16 protein-coding genes are annotated in these 18,801 nt (G+C 74.4%); 9 read left to right on the top strand and 7 right to left on the bottom strand.

Features of this window, described 5'->3' with window-relative positions; all coding sequences use genetic code 11:
• Positions 1–47: 47 nt before the first annotated feature.
• The 3 genes from ACH443_RS06675 (at position 48) to ACH443_RS06665 (ending at position 3,764) form a co-directional block, all read left to right on the top strand.
• A complete protein-coding gene (locus tag ACH443_RS06675) occupies positions 48–1,460 on the top strand; it encodes a hemolysin family protein (protein WP_430555914.1) in 1,413 nt (470 codons plus the stop codon).
• Complete coding sequence (locus tag ACH443_RS06670) at positions 1,457–2,488, top strand: CNNM domain-containing protein (RefSeq protein ID WP_430589843.1); 1,032 nt, start codon at positions 1,457–1,459, stop codon at positions 2,486–2,488. Before ACH443_RS06675 ends, ACH443_RS06670 begins: the two co-directional genes overlap by 4 nt.
• A 67-nt stretch (positions 2,489–2,555) precedes the next feature.
• A complete protein-coding gene (locus ACH443_RS06665) occupies positions 2,556–3,764 on the top strand; it encodes an acyl-CoA dehydrogenase family protein (protein WP_429763990.1) in 1,209 nt (402 codons plus the stop codon).
• 76 nt (positions 3,765–3,840) lie between these two features.
• On the opposite strand, the gene ACH443_RS06660 is transcribed toward ACH443_RS06665, so the two are convergent.
• Positions 3,841–4,800: an aldo/keto reductase gene (locus ACH443_RS06660; protein ID WP_430589842.1), complete on the bottom strand. Its 960-nt coding sequence runs from the start codon at positions 4,798–4,800 to the stop codon at positions 3,841–3,843.
• 57 nt (positions 4,801–4,857) lie between these two features.
• On the opposite strand from ACH443_RS06660, the gene ACH443_RS06655 reads away from it, so the two are divergent.
• The 3 genes from ACH443_RS06655 (at position 4,858) to ACH443_RS06645 (ending at position 9,157) form a co-directional block, all read left to right on the top strand.
• On the top strand, positions 4,858–6,303 hold the full coding sequence (locus tag ACH443_RS06655; RefSeq protein ID WP_430589841.1) for an MFS transporter: 1,446 nt from the start codon (positions 4,858–4,860) through the stop codon (positions 6,301–6,303).
• Entirely contained in the window at positions 6,300–7,862 is a 1,563-nt protein-coding gene (locus ACH443_RS06650) for a pyridoxal phosphate-dependent decarboxylase family protein (RefSeq protein WP_430589840.1), read from the top strand. Before ACH443_RS06655 ends, ACH443_RS06650 begins: the two co-directional genes overlap by 4 nt.
• Positions 7,863–7,993: 131 nt before the next feature.
• Positions 7,994–9,157: a trans-sulfuration enzyme family protein gene (locus ACH443_RS06645; RefSeq protein WP_430589839.1), complete on the top strand. Its 1,164-nt coding sequence runs from the start codon at positions 7,994–7,996 to the stop codon at positions 9,155–9,157.
• A gap of 4 nt (positions 9,158–9,161) precedes the next feature.
• Here the strand turns inward: ACH443_RS06645 and ACH443_RS06640 are convergent, their stop codons facing one another.
• The 4 genes from ACH443_RS06640 to murA are packed head-to-tail and all read right to left on the bottom strand — an operon-like array spanning position 9,162 to position 13,078.
• Entirely contained in the window at positions 9,162–9,890 is a 729-nt protein-coding gene (locus ACH443_RS06640; protein ID WP_430589838.1) for an HAD-IA family hydrolase, read from the bottom strand.
• Positions 9,891–9,915: 25 nt separating this feature from the next.
• A complete protein-coding gene (locus ACH443_RS06635) occupies positions 9,916–10,965 on the bottom strand; it encodes an NAD(P)H-dependent glycerol-3-phosphate dehydrogenase (protein ID WP_429763984.1) in 1,050 nt (349 codons plus the stop codon).
• On the bottom strand, positions 10,962–11,720 hold the full coding sequence (locus ACH443_RS06630) for a lysophospholipid acyltransferase family protein (RefSeq protein WP_429763983.1): 759 nt from the start codon (positions 11,718–11,720) through the stop codon (positions 10,962–10,964). Before ACH443_RS06630 ends, ACH443_RS06635 begins: the two co-directional genes overlap by 4 nt.
• Before the next feature lie 41 nt (positions 11,721–11,761).
• The gene (murA, locus tag ACH443_RS06625; RefSeq protein ID WP_429763982.1) at positions 11,762–13,078 is read right to left on the bottom strand and encodes a UDP-N-acetylglucosamine 1-carboxyvinyltransferase; all 1,317 of its coding nucleotides are present in this window, start codon (positions 13,076–13,078) and stop codon (positions 11,762–11,764) included.
• Between the two features lie 237 nt (positions 13,079–13,315).
• Here murA and ACH443_RS06620 point away from each other — a divergent pair, with 237 nt between their 5' ends.
• Positions 13,316–14,677, top strand: a complete 1,362-nt coding sequence (locus tag ACH443_RS06620; RefSeq protein ID WP_430555923.1) for an MFS transporter — start codon at positions 13,316–13,318, stop codon at positions 14,675–14,677.
• An 84-nt stretch (positions 14,678–14,761) separates the two neighbouring features.
• Here ACH443_RS06620 and ACH443_RS06615 read toward each other — a convergent pair whose 3' ends face one another.
• Complete coding sequence (locus ACH443_RS06615; protein WP_429763980.1) at positions 14,762–16,414, bottom strand: DHA2 family efflux MFS transporter permease subunit; 1,653 nt, start codon at positions 16,412–16,414, stop codon at positions 14,762–14,764.
• A gap of 53 nt (positions 16,415–16,467) precedes the next feature.
• The gene (locus ACH443_RS06610) at positions 16,468–16,962 is read right to left on the bottom strand and encodes a MarR family winged helix-turn-helix transcriptional regulator (RefSeq protein WP_430589837.1); all 495 of its coding nucleotides are present in this window, start codon (positions 16,960–16,962) and stop codon (positions 16,468–16,470) included.
• A 79-nt stretch (positions 16,963–17,041) separates the two neighbouring features.
• On the opposite strand from ACH443_RS06610, the gene ACH443_RS06605 reads away from it, so the two are divergent.
• A complete protein-coding gene (locus tag ACH443_RS06605; protein WP_430589836.1) occupies positions 17,042–18,121 on the top strand; it encodes an LLM class flavin-dependent oxidoreductase in 1,080 nt (359 codons plus the stop codon).
• Entirely contained in the window at positions 18,118–18,753 is a 636-nt protein-coding gene (locus ACH443_RS06600; protein ID WP_429763977.1) for an NADPH-dependent F420 reductase, read from the top strand. Before ACH443_RS06605 ends, ACH443_RS06600 begins: the two co-directional genes overlap by 4 nt.
• The last annotated feature ends 48 nt before the right edge of the window (positions 18,754–18,801 follow it).

Here is an 18,801-nt window from a genome sequence, read left to right as displayed (position 1 = left end):
TCCTCGCAGCCCCCGACTCCGCTCGACCCTGAGGCGGTGCACCACCGGTGACCGCCGTCCTCTCCCTCCTCCTCGGCATCCTGGTGATCCTCGTGATCACGGCGGCGACGGCCTACTTCGTCGCCCAGGAGTTCGCCTACATGACCGTGGACCGCTCCCGGCTCGCCGCCCGCGCGGAGGCCGGTGACGCGACCGCGAAGCGGGCCCTCGCCGTCACGCGCCGCACGTCCTTCGTGCTCTCGGGCGCCCAGCTCGGCATCACCGTGACCGGCCTGCTGGTCGGCTACGTGGCCGAGCCCCTGGTGGGCGACGCGCTGGGAACCCTGCTCGGCGGCGTCGGCGTCCCGACCGGGGTCGGCGTGGCCGTCGGCACCGTCGCGGCCCTCGTCGTCTCGACGCTGGTGCAGATGCTCTTCGGCGAGCTGTTCCCGAAGAACCTCGCCATCGCCCGCCCCGAGCCCACGGCCCTGCGCCTGGCCGGCTCGACGACGGCGTACCTCACGGTGCTCGGCTGGCTCATCGCCGTCTTCGACAAGGCGTCGAACGCCCTGCTGCGGCTGCTGCGCATCGAGCCCGTGCACGACGTCGAGCACTCCGCCACCGCCCGCGACCTCGAGCACATCGTCGCGGACTCCCGCGAGAGCGGCGACCTGCCCGACGACCTGTCGGTGCTGCTGGACCGCATCCTCGACTTCCCGCAGCACGACGTCGAGCACGCCATGATCCCGCGCTCGCGCGTCGGCACCGTCGACCCCGCCCTCACGGTGGGCGAGCTGCGCACGCTCATGGCCGGCGGCCACTCCCGCTACCCCGTGGTGGACGCCGAGGACCGCGCGCTCGGCGTCGTCCAGCTCACCGACCTGCTGCGGACCGGCCTCGGCGACGCCGCGCCCGTCACCGAGCTCATGCGACCGGTCACGGTGCTGCCCACCCTCATGGCGCTGCCGGACGCCCTCACCGAGCTGACGCGTACCCGCAACCAGCTCGCCGTCGTCGTCGACGAGTACGGCGGGTTCGCGGGCGTGCTCACCCTCGAGGACCTCGCGGAGGAGCTGGTCGGCGAGATCACCGACGAGCACGACCCGGCCCTGCCGGTCACCGTCTCGCCCGAGGACGACGGCGCCTGGGTGATGGGCGGCGACGTCCACCTGGACGAGGCGGAGCGCGCCATCGGGCACGACCTGCCGCGCGGCGACCACGAGACGGTCGCCGGGCTGCTCATCGCGCAGACCGGCGCGCTGCCCCGCGCGGGCGACGCGGTGACGGTCGAGCTGCCGCCGGACCCGGCGGACCTCGTGCACGACGAGCCCCGCCGTCGCTGGCTGGAGGTCGACGTGATCTCGGTCGAACGCCACGTGCCCCACCTGGTGCGCGTGCGCCTGTTCGAGGGCACCGCGGAGGGCACGGTCGAGCCCGTCCCGGACGCCACGCCCGCCCCCGCGAAGGAGGACGACCGATGAGCAACCCCTGGGTCGTCGTCGCGGCGACCGTCGTCATCATCGCGCTGAGCGCGTTCTTCGTGGCGGTGGAGTTCGCCCTGCTGGGGGCGCGCCGCCACCGGCTGGAGGACGCCGCTCCGCGCAGCCGGTCCGCACGGGCCGCGCTGCGCAGCTCGTCCGAGCTCACGCTGCTGCTCGCCGGGTCCCAGCTCGGCATCACGGCGTGCACCCTGGCGCTCGGCGCCGTGACCAAGCCCGCCGTGCACCACTGGCTCACGCCGCTCTTCGCCGAGTGGGGGGCGCCGTACTGGGTGGCCGACGTCGCAGGCTTCGTGCTCGCGCTGATCATCGTCACCTTCCTGCACCTCGTGGTGGGCGAGATGGCGCCCAAGTCGTGGGCCATCGCGCACCCCGAGGCGTCCGCCACGCTGCTCGCCCTGCCGATGCGGGCGTTCATGTGGCTCACCCGGCCGGTGCTGCGCTGGCTCAACGCGCTGGCCAACCGGTGCCTGCGGGCCGTCGGCGTGGAGCCGGTGGACCACATCGAGGCGGGTCACGACCCGACCACGCTGCGTCACCTCGTGGAGCACTCGGCGAACGTCGGCGCCCTCGACGCCGCGTACTCCTCGCAGATCGCGGGCGCTCTGGAGCTGGAGACCCTCACGGTCGACACGCTCCTGGCCGCGGGCGCGCGGCCCACCGCGGTGCCGGCGGACGCGACGGCGGCCGACGTGCGGGCGGCGTCCGTGACCTCCGGCCACCTGCGCATCCTGCTGCGCGACGGCGGTGTCGACGGCGAGGTGACCGGCGTCGTGCACGTGCGCGACACCCTGCTGCTCGACGACGCCGCCCCCGTGGCACCCGTGGCGCGCGCGCCGTTCGTGCTCGACGCGGCGACCACCGTGCACGCGGCGATCTCGCTGCTGCGCGAGGCGGGAGAGCAGCTCGCGCTGGTGCGGCACGACGGGCGCACGCTGGGCGTCGTCACGCTGGCGGACGTGCTGTACCGCCTGCTGCCGCAGGCGCAGGAGGCGACGGCGGACGTCTGACCCGTCGTCAGGCCCGCCGCCGTCGAAGCCCGGGCGGCCGGGCCAGGGCGCGGCGTACGGTGAGGTCATGCCTGTGACCTCACCGGACGCCGCGCCGTCGTCCTTCCCCTCGCCGCTCTCCGCCCCTCGCCAGATCCTCACCGACGAGCTGCTGGAGACGATCCGCGGCCGCGCGGCGGCGTACGACCGCGAGAACGCGTTCTTCGCCGACGACCTCGCCGACCTGAAGGCCGCCGGGTACCTGCAGGCGATGGTGCCCCAGCACCTGGGCGGCGCCGGGCTGACCCTGCGGGAGGCCGCGCGCGAGCAGGCGCGGCTCGCCGGCGCCGCCCCCGCCACGGCCCTCGCGGTGAACATGCACCACGTGTGGGTCGGCGTGGCCCGGTTCCTGCACGAGCGCGGCGACCACTCTCTGGACTGGCTGCTCGAGGAGACGGCGCACGGCGAGGTCTTCGGCTTCGGCTACTCCGAGGCGGGCAACGACCTGGTGCTGCTCGGCTCGCGCACCGAGGCGCGCCCGGACGGCGAGGGCGGGTACTCCTTCCACGGCACGAAGATCTTCACGTCCAACTCCCCCGGCTGGACCCGCCTGGGCGTCATGGGGCTGGACGACGCGACCGACCCCGACGACCCGCGCGTCGTGCACGCGTTCGTCACCCGCGACGGCGGCGGCTTCGAGATCAAGGACGACTGGGACACGCTCGGCATGCGGGCGTCGCAGTCCTGCACCACGGTGCTCGACGGCGCGCTCGCGCCCGCCGACCGCGTGCTGCGCCGCATCGCGCCCGGCCCCAGCCTCGACCCGTACGTGCTGGGCATCTTCACCAGCTTCGAGATCCTGCTCGCGAGCGTGTACCTCGGTATCGCGGACCGCGCGCTGACGCTCGCCGTCGAGACGGTCGGGAAGCGGCGCTCGATGAAGACCGGCAAGGCCTACTCGCAGGACCCGGACATCCGCTGGCGCATCGGCACGGCCGCCCTCGCGCTCGACGGCCTGTGGCCGCAGCTCGACCTGGTGGCCGGGGAGGTCGACGCCCAGGTCGACAAGGGTGCCGGCTTCTTCCGCTCGACGGCGGGGCTCAAGGTCCGCGTGACGGAGACGGCCCGGCAGGTCGTGGACGAGGCGATCCGCTGCTCCGGCGGCTCCACGTACTTCAACCGCTCCGAGCTGGGGCGGCTCTACCGCGACGTGCTGGCCGGCATCTTCCACCCCAGCGACGACGAGTCCGCGCACTCCACCGTCGCGCAGGCGGTGCTCGGCCCCCTCGAGGACTGAGCGAGGACCGACCCGCCTCCCGAGCTGTCAGGGCCACACGCACGTATACGTCACCGTGGCACTGACAGCTCCGGGTTCAGGACGAGGCGCCGTCCAGCCGGGCGAGCTCGTCGGGGGTGAGCTCCAGCGTCATCGAGCGCAGCAGGGCGCCGAGCTGGCCCGTGTGCCGGGCGCTGGCGATAGGAGCGACGACGGTCGGCTGCGCGCGCAGCCAGGCCAGCGCGACGGACGCGACGGGCACGTCGTGGGCGGCCGCGACGTCGTCGAGCGCGGCCAGCACGCGCCGCCCGCGGTCGTCGAGGTAGCGCGCCGCGCCGTGCGCACGCGGGCTGTCGGGCGCCTCGCCGTCACGGTAGGTCCCGGCGAGGAAGCCGGAGGCGAGCGCGTAGTACGGCAGCACCCCGAGCCCGTGCCGCTCGGCGGGCCGCCGCAGCCCGTCCTCGAACCCGCGCTCCACGAGGTTGTAGTGCGGCTGCAGGGCCACGGGACGGTGCAGCCCGCCGGCGTCGACGGCGGCGAACCACTCGTCGATCCGCTCCGGCGTGTAGTTCGAGACGCCGATCTCGCGCACGAGGCCGTCGTCGACGAGGGCCGAGAACGCCGCGGCGGTCTCCGAAAGAGGGGTGTCGGCGTCGTCGAAGTGCGCGTAGTACAGGTCGATGCGGTCGGTGCCGAGGCGCTTCAGCGACGCCTCCGCGGCGGCGCGCACGTTCGACGCCGAGAGCCCGCGGAACTGCGGGTGCGCGGCGACCTTGGTCGCGACCAGCAGGTCGTCGCGGCGACCCGTGCGCGCCAGCCAGCGCCCGATCGTCTCCTCGCTCTCGCCCCCGGAGTTGCCCGGCACCCACGCGGAGTAGCCGTCGGCGGTGTCGACCATGCGGCCACCGGCGTCGGCGAACGCGTCGAGGACGGCGAAGGACGCCGCGTCGTCCGCCGTCCAGCCGAACACGTTGCCGCCGAGCACCAGGGGCGCCGCGTCGAGGTCGAGGGAGCCGAGCGCGGGGCCGGCCGGGGCAGAGTTCGTCGCCTGGGTCACAGCACGCACAAGCACGGTGGCGCCCGCGGCATTCCCGGACCGCTACGATCCCGCGTCATGACGCTGCGCAGGGGCACGGTCGCCCGGTACGCCGTCGGGTCCGTCGGCACCGGCGGGTTCGCGACGCTCCCCGGCCTGGTGCTGGTCTTCTACCTCACCGACACGCTCGGCGTCGCCGCGGGCCTCGCGGGCCTCCTGGTCACCGCCGCGAAGGTGTGGGACGTCGTCATCGACCCGCTCATCGGCTCCGCCAGCGACCGCGAGCGCGCCCGCACCGGGCGTCGTCGCCGCCTCATGGTGGTGGGCGGCCTCGCCCTGCCGGTGTTCTTCACCCTGACGTTCGCCGTCCCCGCCTCCCTCGCCCCGGCGGGCGCCGCGACCTGGGTGCTCCTCGCGTTCCTCGCGGCGGCGACGGCGTTCAGCCTGTTCCAGGTGCCGTACATCGCCCTGCCCGCCGAGCTGGCCGGCACCTACGACGCCCGGACCCGCCTGCTCACCGCGCGGGTGGTGGTGCTCACCGCCGCGATCCTGCTGTTCGGCGGCGGCGGGCCCGCGCTGCGCGGGCTCGGGGGCGATGACGAGAGGCTCGGGTACCTGCTCATGGCGGTGGCCGCGTCGCTGGTGCTCGGGGCGGCGCTGCTGCTCGCGTCGACGGCCGAGCGCTCGGCGGGGCCGCCCGCCCCGCCCCGGCCGGTACGAGCGCGGGCGCGGCTCGCAGCGCACTACCGCGAGGGACTCGGGCTGCTGCGCTCGAGCCGTCCGTTCCGCACGCTGCTCGGCACCTTCGTGCTGCAGGCGCTCGCCACCGGCGCCATGCTCGCGGGCGCCCAGTACGTCGCCACCTGGGTGCTGCACGACACCGCCGCCGTGACGTTCCTGTTCGTCGCCCTGGTGGGGCCGGCGCTCGTCGTGACGCCGGCATGGGGCGTGCTCGCCCGGCGCGTCGGGAAGGAGCGTGCGTTCCGGCTGGCGTCGGTGCTGTTCGCCGTGGCGGCGCTCGCGCTGCTGCCCCTCGCCTGGTCGCCCGGCGCCTGGGTGTACGGGCCCGTGGCCCTGGCCGGCGCGGCGTACGCGGGCATGCAGTCGCTGCCGATGGCGATGCTCCCCGACGTCATCGCGCACGACGCCCGCACGACGCGCACCGACCGCGCCGGCGCGTTCGGCGGCGTCTGGACCGCGGGCGAGACCACCGGCATGGCGCTCGGCACCACCCTGCTGACCGCGGTGCTCGCCGTGACCGGCTACGTGGAGTCCACGGGCGGGCAGACCGTCGTCCAGCCCGCCGCCGCCGTGCTCGGCGTCGTCGCGTCGTTCAGCCTCCTGCCCGCGCTGCTCGTGGCCGCGAGCCTCCTGCCCCTCGGCCGGTACCCGCTGCGCCGCCGCGACGTCGACGCGCCCGACACCGCCCCCGACGACGCACCCGACGTCGCCCCCTACTCCTCCGCGGACCCCGGCCCCACCCGGGCCGACACTCCCGCTCCCCGACCCCAGGAGGCCCCGTGAACCGCCCTGCCCTGCCCGACGGCGCGCTCGACCTGGCCCAGGACCCTGCCGCCGTGCTCGCCGCGCTGGCCACCCTGCGCCACCGCGACGCCCCCACCCACGGCGGCCGGGTGCTCAGCTACGTGTACGACCCCGGCGTCCCCGAGCTGGACGCGCTCGCCGGCGACGCCGCGCGCGCGATGCAGCCCGTCAACGGGCTCGACCCGACGACGTTCGGCTCGGTGGCCGCCCTGGAGCGCGACGTCGTGGCCTTCGCCCGCGACCTGCTCGGCGGCGATGCCGACACCGTCGGCACCGTGACCAGCGGCGGCACGGAGAGCTGCCTGCTCGCGGTGCAGTCCGCGCGGGACACGTGGCTCGCCGCCCGTGGGCTGCGGCCGGGCGAGGCGCGACCCCGGCTGGTCGCGCCCGTCACGGTGCACGCCGCGTTCCAGAAGGCCGCGCACCTGTACGGGCTGGAGCTCGACCTCGTGCCCGTCGCCGCCGACGGCCCGGCGGCGGGAGCCGTGGACGCCGCGGCCCTCGGCGCGCGCCTGGCCGCCGGCCCGGAGGGAGCCGCCGACGTCGCCCTCGTCGTCGTCTCAGCGCCGTCGTACCCGCACGCCGCCGCCGACCCGGTGGCCGACGTCGCGGCCCTCGCCTCCGCGGCGGGCGTGCCCGTGCACGTGGACGCGTGCATCGGCGGGTTCGCCCTGCCGTTCTGGCCCGGCCTGCCCGCCTGGGACCTGCGCGTGCCGGGCGTCACCAGCGTGAGCGCCGACCTGCACAAGTACGCCTTCGCACCCAAGGGCGCGTCCGTGCTGCTGCACCGGGACCGCGACCGGCAGCGCGCGCAGTACTTCGCCACCACCCGCTGGCCCGGGTACCCCGTGGTGAACCCGACGCTGCTCGGCTCCCGCTCCGGCGGCCCGCTCGCCGCCGCGTGGGCGATCCTGCAGGCCCTCGGCGCGGACGGGCTCGCGACGCTCGCCGGCCGCGCCCGGCGTGCCACCCTCGCGCTGCGCGACGCCGTCGACGGACCGGCCGGGATCGACGGGCTGCGCGTCGTCGGCTCCCCCGTCGGGCCGCTGCTCGCCGTCGCCGCCGACGACGCCGTGCCGGCGGAGCGCCGCGTGGACCCGCACCTGTGGGCGGACGCCGTCTCCACCCGGGGCTGGACCCTCCAGGCCCAGCCCGGGCTGGAGCAGGGCGACGGCACCCGACTGCCGCACACCACGCACCTCACCGTCACCCCGGTCACCGACGGGGTGCTCGGCGAGCTCGTGCCCGTGCTGCGCGCGGCGGCCGACGACGTCCGCGGCCTGCCACGGCCCGACGCCGGCGCGCTGCTCGGCTCCCTCCCGCCCCTCGACCCCGCCGCACCTCTCGACTCCGCGACGGCGGCGGCCCTGCTCGACGCGGTCGGCCTGGGGACGGTCGGCGACGACCCGGACGCCGCTCCCGGCGTCGGTCCGATGGCACCGCTGCTGGCACTCGTGGAGGCGCTGCCCGCGCCGCTCGTCGAACGCCTGCTGGTCGAGCTGCTGGCCCGCCTCGTCGAGCCGCGCGCCGCCGTCTGACCCGAGGTGTCAGAGTCACGTCGGCATGGATCCCGCCGCGGCTCTGACGGTCCGTGCTGCCCAGGACGTGTCAGAGCCAGGTCGATGGGACGGCGCGTCGCCGGCCGGGTGCGCCGTCGTACCCTGCGGCCATGACGCACGACCCGCACGGACCGCATGTGCCGCTCTCCCCCGCCACCCTCGCCGTGACGGCGGGCCGCCCGCCCCGGGTCCAGGGCGGTCCCGTGAACCCGCCGGTCGTGCTCAGTTCGACCTACGTCAACCAGGGCGTGACCGGCCCCGGCGAGCTGCTGTACACGCGGATGGACACCGAGACGTGGCACCCGTTCGAGGAGGCGCTGGCGGCGCTGGAGGGCGCCCGGCACGGCGTGGTCTTCGGCTCGGGCATGGCGGCCGTGATCGCGGCGGTCGGCGACGTGCCCCACGGCGGCGCGGTCGTGGTGCCGCGGCACGCGTACCAGGTGTCGCTGGGCTACCTCGACGACCTCGCCGCCCGGCACGGGGTCGACGTGCGCCGGGTCGACATCTCCGACACCGCGCAGGTGGTCGCGGCGCTCGACGGCGCCGACGTGCTGCTCGCCGAGTCGCCCACCAACCCCATGCTGGAGGTCGCGGACCTGCCCGCGATCCTCACGGCGGCGCGCGAGCGCGGCGTGCGCAGCGTCGTCGACAACACGTTCGCGACGCCGCTCGGCCAGCGCCCGCTCGACCTCGGTGCGGACGTCGTCGTGCACTCGGTGACCAAGTACCTGGCCGGGCACTCCGACGTCGTGCTGGGCGCCGCCGTCGCCCGCGACGACGAGATCGTCGCCGGGCTGCGGGGATACCGCACGCTGCACGGCGCCATCCCCGGCCCGATGGAGGTGTGGCTGGCACTGCGTGGCCTGCGCACGCTGCACCTGCGGGTGGAGCGGGCGAACGCGTCGGCGGCCGAGCTCGCCCGTCGCCTCGCCGGGCACCCGGGCGTGGCCGAGGTGCGGCACCCGTCGCTGCCCGGCGACCCCGGGCACGAGCGTGCCGCCGGCCTCATGAACGGCTTCGGCGCGATCCTCGGCGTCCGTCCGCACGGCGGTCCCGCCGCCGCCGACGCCGTCGTCGCCGCCGTGCGCCTCTGGGTGCCCGCCACGTCCCTCGGCGGCGTCGAGTCCACGCTCGAGCGTCGCCGGCGGTTCGCCACCGAGTCGCGCACCGTGCCCGAGGACCTGCTGCGTCTGTCCGTGGGCGTCGAGGACGTCGAGGACCTCTGGGCGGACCTCGACCAGGCGCTGCGCTCGGGGGCCGGCCCCGCCACCTGACGCGTCAGCCCACCGTCCGCAGCTCCCCGGCGAGCAGGCGGCCGTGCAGGTCCGCCAGGTCGGCGGCGTGCAGGTCGAACGCGTCGTCGTCCCGCGGGGCGTCGCCCTGGGGCCGCGGCACGTAGGCGGTCCGCATCCCCACGGCGGCGGCCGCGCGCAGGTCCCAGGCGTGGGCGGCGACCATGACGGGCGGGCCTGCGCTCGCCTCGCCCGTCGCACCGCCCGTCGCCGCCGCGACCGCCGCGACGTAGAGCGCCGGATCCGGTTTGTAGGTGCCGACGTCCTCCGCCGACAGCACCTCGTGCCATGCCAGGCCGGCGTCCCCGCGTAGCGCGGCGAGCGTGCGACGGTCCGCGTTGGACAGGCCGAGCACGGTGAAGTCCCGCGCCAGCGCCGCCACGCCCGCCACGGAGTCCGGCCAGGGGCGCAGCCGCTCGGCGGCGGTCGCGAGGCGGTCGACGGCGGACGCCGGCAGCGCGCCCTCGGCCGCCAGCCCTGCGAGGACCTCGCGGTCCAGGACGCCGCTCGGCGCGAAGCCACGACGCCCCGCGACCGCGTCCCGCTCCCGGTCGGCGACCCGGCCGAGCCACGTCGTGACGACGCCGCGCGCGGTCCCCGCGTCCAGCCCCGCGCCCTGCACCGCGGCCTCGAGGCTCCCCGCCTGGTCGACCAGCGTGCCGAGGACGTCGAACACCAGGACGGGCCGGGGCGCGGGAGGCGGCGCGGGAGTCATGGCGCCACCGTACGGCGGGCGACGATCAGCCGTCGACGCCCTCGGACTTCTGCGGGCGCGCGAGCAGGCCGCGGGCCATCTCCTCCACCGGGAGGCCCTCGTACAGCACCGCGACGACCCCGGCGGTGATCGGCATGTCGACCCCGTGCTTGGCGGCGAGGTCGAGCACGGAGCGGCAGGACTTGGCGCCCTCCGCCGTCGTACCGGTGGCGACCACCGCCTCCTCCAGCGACATCCCCTCGCCGATGTGGCGGCCGAGGGTGTTGTTCCGCGACAGCGGAGACGTGCAGGTCGCCACGAGGTCGCCCATCCCCGCGAGCCCGGAGAAGGTCGCGGCGTCGGCACCTAGCTCGAGGCCGAGGCGCGTGATCTCGACCAGGCCGCGCGTGATGACGGTCGCGGCGGTGTTCGACCCGAAACCGCGGCCCTGCGCCATGCCGACGGCCAACGCGATGACGTTCTTCACCGCCCCGCACAGCTCCACGCCGACCACGTCGTCGTTGGTGTAGGGGCGGAAGTAGGAGTTCGAGCAGGCGTCGGCGACGAACCTCGCCGCCGACTCGTCCTGGCAGGCCACCACGGTCGCCGTGGGCTGGCGGCGGGCGATCTCGGCCGCGAGGTTCGGGCCCGAGACGACGGCCACACGCGACAGCGGCACGTCGAGCGCCTCGACGATGACCTGGCTCATGCGCTCGTCCGTGCCGAGCTCGACCCCCTTCATCAGGGAGACGATGACGGCATCGGGCTCGACGAGGTCCCGCAGGCCGGCGAGCGTGGCGCGCGACACCTGCGACGGCACGGCGACGACGACGATCTGCGCGCCGGCCAGCGCCGCGGCGGCGTCGGTGGTGCCCGTCATCGCGGGCAGCTCGATGCCGGGCAGGTACTTGCTGTTGGTGCGCCGGGTCGTGACCTCGGCCGCGACGGCCGGGTCCCGACCCCACAGGCGGACGTCGCAGCCCGCGTCGGCGAGGACCATCGCGAAGGTCGTCCCCCAGGACCCGGAGCCCAGGACGGCGACACGGGTCGGCGCCGACGGGTTCCCGGACGTGGGTGCGGTGGTCGGGTTCGTCATGGGCGCTCCACGGGCGGGTAGACGGTCTGCTTGCGTTCGTACTCGGGGTGCTTGCGAAGGTCGAAGCGGGCGGACGGGGCCGCCTCACCCCGGATCCCGGCGAGCTGCACGGTGATCGCGTCCATGACGCGGTTGGTGGCCTCGCGCAGGGTCTGCGTGTCGATCGGCCGGTCGTACAGGTCCGACAGGTCGACGGGCGGGCCGGCGACGATCGTCACGGGCTTGCGCGGGAAGGGCCGCAGCAGGCGGCCGTACCGCGGCAGGATCTTGTGGGCGCCCCACTGGGCGACGGGCACGACCGGCAGCCGGCTGACGAGCGCCAGCCGCGCCAGGCCGGTCTTGCCCTCCATCGGCCACAGGTCGGGGTCCCGCGTGAGCGTGCCCTCCGGCAGGATCGCCACGCAGGCGCCGCTGCCGAGCTGGTTGCCCGCGTCCTCGAGCGACCGGGCGGCCGCGGACGTGCCGCGGTCCACCGGGATCATCCGAGTCGCGCGCAGCACCGACCCGACCACCGGCGCGGTGAACAGGCCGCGCTTCGCCAGGATCCGCGGCTCGAACCCCTTGTCGAAAAGGTAGTGCGCCAGGGTCAGGGCGTCGTACTCGGTGACGTGGTTGGCGGCGGCGATGAACCCGCCCTCACGGGGCAGGTTCTCCTCGCCGCCGTCCCAGTCGTAGCGGACCATCGAGAACAGCAGCGGCCGCACGATGCGCGCGACGAGGCGGTAACCACGGGAGTCAGGTCGGGCGATCGGCACGGGGCCAGAGCCTACCTCCCGGCCCCGGCGGTCGAGGTGCCTCAGCCGCGGGAGACGTCGGCGCCGAGGGCGACGAGCTTGTCCTGGAACGACTCGTACCCGCGGTCGATCAGGCTGATGCCCCGCACCGTGGAGGTCCCCTTCGCCGCCAGCGCCGCGATCAGGTGGGAGAACCCGCCCCGCAGGTCCGGCACCTCGATGTCCGCCGCAGACAGCGGCGTCGGGCCCGAGATGACAGCCGAGTGGTGGAAGTTGCGCTGCCCGAACCGGCAGTCGCGCCCGCCGAGGCACTCCTTGTACACCTGGATCGTCGCGCCCATCTTCCGCAGCGCGTCGGCGAACCCGAACCGGTTCTCGTACACCGTCTCGTGCACGATCGACAGGCCCTTGGCCTGCGTGAGGGCCACGACGAGCGGCTGCTGCCAGTCCGTCATGAAGCCGGGGTGCACGTCCGTCTCCAGCACGATCGAGTCCAGGTCCCCGCCCGGGTGCCAGAACCGGATCCCGTCCTCCTGCACGTCGAACCGGCCGCCGACCTTCCGGAACGTGTTGAGGAAGGTCATCATCTCGGGCTGCGTCGCACCCTTGACCGTCACGTCGCCGCCGGTGGCCAGCGCGGCCGACGCCCACGACGCCGTCTCGATCCGGTCCCCGAGCGCCGTGTGCGAGTACCCCTCGAGCCGGTCCACACCCTCGATCCGGATCACCCGGTCGGTGTCCACCGAGATGATCGCGCCCATCTTCTGCAGCACCGCGATCAGGTCCATGATCTCCGGCTCGGTCGCCGCGCCGGTCAGCTCCGTGATGCCCTCGGCCCGCACCGCGGTGAGCAGCAGCTGCTCCGTGGCGCCCACCGACGGGTACGGCAGCGAGATCTTGGTGCCCTGCAGCCGGCGCGGCGCGCGCAGCTGGATGCCGTTGGGCATCTTGTCCACCACCGCGCCGAACTGGCGCAGGATGTCCAGGTGGTAGTTGATCGGCCGGTCGCCGATCCGGCAGCCGCCCAGGTCGGGGATGAACGCCTCACCGAGCCGGTGCAGCAGCGGCCCGCAGAACAAGATCGGGATCCGGCTCGAGCCCGCGTGCGCGTCGATGTCCGCCACGTGCGCCGACTCGACGTTGGACGGGTCGAGGTCCAGGATCCCGGCGTCCGGGTCCGACTTCACCGTCACCCCGTGCAGCTCCAGCAAGCCCGTGACCACGCCCACGTCCCGGATCTGCGGCACGTTGCGCAGGACGCTCGCCGACTCGCCCAGCAGCGACGCCACCATCGCCTTGGAGACGAAGTTCTTCGCCCCCCGGACCGTGATCGTGCCCTCGAGAGGAGTCCCGCCGTTGACGTGCAGCAGATCGTTCATGTCGTCGTGTTCGTCCCGTCGTTACGGATGCAGTGGTCCTGGGATGCCGTCGGTACCGTCGTCCCAGCGCGCCGTCGATCCTGCCTCGCCCGGCACGGTGGTGCCAACACGCGCCCCGGCGGGCTTATTCACGTTCACCACACCTTCACGCGGCGGGCACCGGCACGCAGCGGGGCGCTATTCATATCCTGAGACAATTGTTCATGATGCGGGACGCCGGTTCTACGGTCGTCGACCATGACCTCCTCCGTCACGTCGGGCGCCCCCAGCACGCCGACGCCGGCCGTCAACTCGCGCGGCCGCGTCATCGTCGCGTCGCTCATCGGCACCTCCATCGAGTTCTACGACTTCTACGCGTACGCGACCGCGGCCTCGCTCGTGTTCCCGGCGCTGTTCTTCCCGAACCAGGACGGCACGACGGCGTTGCTCGCGTCGTTCGCCGCGTTCGGCGTCGCCTTCGTCGCCCGGCCGCTCGGGTCGGTGCTCTTTGGGCACTTCGGCGACCGGGTGGGGCGCAAGACGACTCTCGTCGCGTCGCTCCTCACCATGGGGATCGCCACCGTCGTCATCGGCGTGATCCCTGCCGCCACCACGCCGGGCTGGGCCGTGCTCGCGCCGCTCGTCCTGGTGCTGTGCCGGTTCTGCCAGGGCCTGGGCCTCGGCGGCGAGTGGGGCGGCGCCGCCCTGCTGGCCACCGAGAACGCACCGGCCGGCAAGCGCGCGATCTGGGGCACGTTCCCGCAGCTCGGCGCGCCGATCGGCTTCATCCTGGCCAACCTCGTCTTCATCGGGCTGTCCCAGACCCTCACCGACGCGCAGTTCACGTCGTGGGGCTGGCGCGTGCCGTTCCTCGCCAGCTCGGTGCTCGTCATCGTGGGCCTGTGGGTGCGGCTCAAGCTCATCGAGACGCCCGCGTTCACCAAGGTCGTCGAGGCGGAGGCCGTGGCGAAGGTGCCGGTGGCCGAGGTCTTCCGCACCTCGTGGCGCAAGATCGTCTCGGGCACGTTCATCATGCTCGCCACGTACGGGCTCTTCTACCTGATGACCACGTTCACGCTGAACTACGGCGTCGCGGCCACCTCCCCCACCGACGGCTCCCCCGCGGGCCTGGGCTACGAGAAGATCGACTTCCTCTGGATGCTCATCGTGGGCTGCGTGTTCTTCGGCCTCTTCACGCTCGCGTCCGGACCCCTGGCCGAGAAGTACGGCCGCCGCCCGATGCTGCTGGTCGTCACCGGAGGCATCGCCGCCTTCGGCCTGCTGTTCGTGCCCCTCTTCGCGGGCGGCACGATCGGCGTGCAGTCGCTGCTCATCATCGGCTTCACCCTCATGGGCCTGACCTTCGGCCCGATGGCCGCGCTGCTGCCCGAGCTGTTCCCCGCGAACGTGCGCTACACGGGCGCGTCGGTGGCCTACAACCTCGCGTCGATCCTCGGTGCCGCCGTCGCCCCGTTCGTCGCGGTGTGGCTGTGGGAGGCCGCCGAGTCCCCGGTGCTGGTGGGCGTGTACCTCACGGCGATGGCCGCGATCACGTTCGTCGCGCTGTGGCTGCAGAAGGAGACCAGGGACGTCGACTTCAGCGGAGACATCCGCGCCTGACCCATCGAGCACCGTGGGCGCTCGTCCGGCGCCGTTCCTGCCCGGAACAGCGCCGGACGAGCGCCCACGACGCTCCCCGGGGTGTCAGGCCGCCGTCGGCGCGGCCTCGTGCTCGCGGTGCTGCACGGGGGACATCGCCGCCGCGCAGAGCACCCCGACGACGAGCACCACACCCACCAGCAGCAGCGTCTGCGCCGCCGCGTCGGCGAAGCCCGCGAAGAACGCCTGCTGGGCGGCCGCCCCGACCTGCTCGGCGACCGAGGCCGGCACCTGGTCGGGCAGCTGCACCGACCCGACCGCCGTCGTGCCGAGGCTGCCGCTCGCCTGCGAGATGCCGTCGACGAACGCCTGGCGGTACTGCTCGGGCAGCTGCGCGGCGACGTCCTGCGCGGCCGCCGGGACCGTGACCGTGAGCCGGGCGGACAGCAGCGCCACGACGACCGCCGACCCGATGACCCCGCCCACCTGACGGGTGGTGTTGAACGCACCGGCGCCCGCCCCGGCCGTGCGCGCGTCGAGCCCCGACGTCGCCAGGTTGGACAGCGGCGAGAACGTGAGCCCCGTGCCGACGCCGAACAGCGCCATGGGCCACAGCAGCGCGAACGGGGACAGGTCAGGGTCGAGCACCGCGGCGAGCCACAGCACCGCGCCGGCGATGGCGGCGAACCCGGCCGCCACCACCCACTTGGCGGGCACCCGGTCCGACAGCCGGCCCGCGAACGGCGCGACGACGCCGGACACGAGCGAGCCTGGCATCATCACGAGCGCCGCATTGATGGGCGTCAGGCCGAGGATCGACTGCAGGAAGATCGTCAGCGGGAAGAAGATGCCGATCATCGCGAAGGTCACGACCATGCCGTCGACGTTCGCGAGCGAGAAGTTGCGCGAGCTGAACAGCCGCAGCGGCAGCAGAGCGCGCGGGCCCTGGCGGTGCTGCCACCACACGAAGACCGCGAGCACGAGGACGCCGAGACCCACCACCGACCATACGGAGAACGGCCCCCAGATGTGGCCCCAGTCGAAGTTCTCGCCCTCCTGGAGGCCGAAGACCACCGCCGCGAGGCCCAGGACGGACAGCACCACGCCCAGCGGGTCGATCGTCGTGCCGTGCGACGGCAGGTGCGGCAGCCGCGCGACCGAGAACCACAGCGCCGCCACGCCCACCGGGATGTTGACGTAGAAGATCCACTCCCAGCCGATCGTCTCCACGAAGACGCCGCCGAGGAGCGGGCCGACGAGCGTCGCCACGCCCGCCGTCGCGCCCCACAGCCCCATCGCCGCTCCGCGCTGGGTGGGCGGGAAGACGCGCGTGATCATCGACATCGTCTGCGGCGTCATCATCGCGGCGCCGACGCCCTGGACCACCCGGAAGCCGATGAGCCAGCCGATCTCGGGCTCCGAGCCGATGTTGCCGGAGAACCCGCACAGGAACGAGAACGTCGTGAACACGATCAACCCGGCGATGAACACCGACTTCTGCCCGTAGCGGTCGCCGAGCCGGCCGGCGAGGAGCATCAGCACCGCGTACGAGAGCAGGTAGGCGCTGTTGACCCAGCCGACCTCGATGAGGGAGGCGGAGAACTGCTCGGTCAGGGTGGGGATGGCGATGTTCACGATGGTCGTGTCGACCATGATCATGAAGAAGCCGAGGATGAGCGGCGGGAGCACGCTCCACGCGGACCTGCCGTGCAGGTCGACGAGCGGGGTCACCGGGCCGCGCCCGGGAGAGGTGGACATGCGACGAGCGTGGCACGACCCACCGACGCGCGCGCGGCCTGCCCCGAAGCGGTTCAGCCCTCGGCCGGAGCCTGGGCCGGGGACAGCTCGGGACGGTCCAGCGCGGCCCGCAGCCCGACGGCGATCTCGCCGGCGGCCGCCAGCTGGTCGTCGGTGAGCGCGTCGACGAAGAGCTGCCGCACGACGCGCAGGTGCGCGACGGACGCGCGACGGAACGTCGCCGCGCCGTCGTCGGTGAGCGCGACGCCGGCCGCGCGGCTCCCCTGCCGGGCGACCAGGCCGCGCCGTTCCATGCGGCCCACCTGGTGCGACAGGCGGCTGCGCTCCCAGCCGACGGCGTCCGCGAGCGCCGACGATCGCAGGCAGTGACCCTGGGCGTCGTGCAGGGCGAGCAGGACGGCGTAGTCGGACGACGAGAGCCCCGACTCGGCCTGCAGGCGCGCGGACAGCCGCGAGCGCAGCGCGTCCGTGGTCTCGACGAACTCGCGCCAGGTGCGCAGCTGGTCGCTGGTCGGCGAGCGCCGACCGCCGTCCCGGCCCTGGGTCATGCCGCCCTCCAGCCCTCGGGAATTGACACGTCAATTCCGACGTTACCCCCGGCGACCGACACCGTCACGGGAGGGCATCATGACCACGCTCCAGCTCGGGCTCGACTCGTTCGGCGACCGCCCGGTGGGCGCCGACGGCGAGCTCGTCTCGCACGCCGCCGCGATCCGCCAGGTCGTCGAGGAGGCCGTGCTGGCCGACCGGGTGGGCGTCGACGTCGTCGCCCTCGGCGAGCACCACCGGCCCGAGTACGCGATCTCGACGCCGGAGACCGTGCTCGCCGCGATCGCGTCGCGCACGGAGCGGATCCGCCTCGCCTCGGGCGTCACGGTGCTGTCCTCCGACGACCCGGTGCGCGTCTTCCAGCGCTTCGCCACCCTCGACGCGCTCTCGGACGGCCGCGCGGAGGTCATCCTCGGGCGGGGGTCGTTCACCGAGTCGTTCCCGCTGTTCGGCTACGACCTGGCCGACTACGACCTCCTCTTCGACGAGAAGATCCACCTCTTCACCGAGCTCCTCAAGGAGCAGCCGGTCACCTGGTCGGGCACCACCCGGCCCGCGCTGCGCGACGCCGACGTCTTCCCCAAGACCGAGTCCGGCCACCTGTCGACGTGGGTGGGCGTGGGCGGCTCCCCGCAGTCCGTGGTCCGGGCCGCGCACTACGGCCTGCCCCTCATGCTCGCGATCATCGGCGGGGAGCCCGGCCGGTTCGCGCCGTACGTCGACCTGTACCGGCGCGCGACCGCCCAGCTCGGCACGACGGCGCACCCGGTCGGGATGCACTCGCCGGGGTTCGTCGCCGACACCGACGAGGAGGCCGTCGAGATCTTCTGGCCCCACTACCGCCTCCAGCGCGACCGCATCGGCGCCTCCCGCGGCTGGCCGCCGATCCGGCGTGAGGAGTACGACGCCGAGGTGGCGCACGGCTCCCTGTACATCGGCTCGCCGGAGACCGTGGCCCGCAAGATCGCGTCCGCGGTGACCGAGCTCGGCGTCGGCCGGTTCGACATGATCTACACCACCGGCGCTCAGCCCGCCGAGGCCCGCCTGCGCAACGTGGAGCTGTACGGCACGCAGGTGGTCCCCCGGGTCCGCGAGCTCGTCGCCGAGCACGCCGCGGCGTCCCCGGCGGGGCCGGTCACGGCAGGCGGTGCCGCGTGACCGCCACGATCGGCGTCCTCGGCGCGGGCAAGGTCGGCACGGTCCTGGCGCGGCTCGCCGTGGAGGCCGGGTACCGCGTGCTCGTCGCGGGCTCCGGCGACCCGGCGAGGATCGCGCTGACCGTCGAGGTGCTCGCGCCCGGCGCGCAGGCCGTCACGGCCCAGGAGGCCGCGGCGAAGGCCGACGTCGTCGTGCTCGCCCTGCCGCTGGGCCGGTACCGCACCGTGCCTGCGGACGCGCTGGCCGGCAAGCTCGTCGTCGACGCCATGAACTACTGGTGGGAGGTGGACGGGCACCGGGCCGACCTCAGCGACCCGGCCGCCTCGACGAGCGAGCTCGTGCAGGAGTTCCTGGCCGCGTCGCGGGTCGTCAAGGCGTTCAACCACATGGGCTACCACGACCTGGACGCCGGGGCCCGTCCTGCGGGAGCCCCGGGCCGCCGGGCGATCGCCGTCGCGGGGGACGACGCCGACGACGTGGCGCAGGTCGCCGGTCTCGTCGACCGGCTCGGCTTCGACCCCGTCGTCGCGGGCCCGCTGTCCGCCGGCGCGCGCCTGCAGCCCGGCACACCGGCGTTCGGGGCGAACCTCCCCCACGACGAGCTGCGCGCGCTGGTCTCCCCCGCCGCCTGACGCCGCGGGCGCCGTCCCGGGCGCCCGGCGGCGCCGCGCCCTATGCTG

Source organism: Isoptericola sp. NPDC019571 (genome assembly GCF_044389385.1).
Taxonomy (GTDB): Bacteria; Actinomycetota; Actinomycetes; order Actinomycetales; family Cellulomonadaceae; genus Isoptericola; species Isoptericola nanjingensis.
The sequence above is the reverse complement of the archived record's forward strand: the minus strand, read 5'-3'. Positions and strand labels throughout refer to the sequence as shown.

Excerpts from the sequence above, each read along its gene's own strand:
- ACH443_RS06615 (WP_429763980.1), bottom strand. The coding sequence starts at position 16,414 with ATGTCCACCTCTCCCGGGCGCGGCCCGGTGACCCCGCTCGTCGACCTG.
- ACH443_RS06665 (WP_429763990.1), top strand. The coding sequence starts at position 2,556 with ATGCCTGTGACCTCACCGGACGCCGCGCCGTCGTCCTTCCCCTCGCCG.
- ACH443_RS06620 (WP_430555923.1), top strand. The coding sequence starts at position 13,316 with ATGACCTCCTCCGTCACGTCGGGCGCCCCCAGCACGCCGACGCCGGCC.
- ACH443_RS06610 (WP_430589837.1), bottom strand. The coding sequence starts at position 16,962 with ATGACCCAGGGCCGGGACGGCGGTCGGCGCTCGCCGACCAGCGACCAG.
- ACH443_RS06635 (WP_429763984.1), bottom strand. The coding sequence starts at position 10,965 with ATGACGAACCCGACCACCGCACCCACGTCCGGGAACCCGTCGGCGCCG.
- ACH443_RS06605 (WP_430589836.1), top strand. The coding sequence starts at position 17,042 with ATGACCACGCTCCAGCTCGGGCTCGACTCGTTCGGCGACCGCCCGGTG.
- ACH443_RS06670 (WP_430589843.1), top strand. The coding sequence starts at position 1,457 with ATGAGCAACCCCTGGGTCGTCGTCGCGGCGACCGTCGTCATCATCGCG.
- ACH443_RS06640 (WP_430589838.1), bottom strand. The coding sequence starts at position 9,890 with ATGACTCCCGCGCCGCCTCCCGCGCCCCGGCCCGTCCTGGTGTTCGAC.
- ACH443_RS06645 (WP_430589839.1), top strand. The coding sequence starts at position 7,994 with ATGACGCACGACCCGCACGGACCGCATGTGCCGCTCTCCCCCGCCACC.
- ACH443_RS06655 (WP_430589841.1), top strand. The coding sequence starts at position 4,858 with ATGACGCTGCGCAGGGGCACGGTCGCCCGGTACGCCGTCGGGTCCGTC.
- murA (WP_429763982.1), bottom strand. The coding sequence starts at position 13,078 with ATGAACGATCTGCTGCACGTCAACGGCGGGACTCCTCTCGAGGGCACG.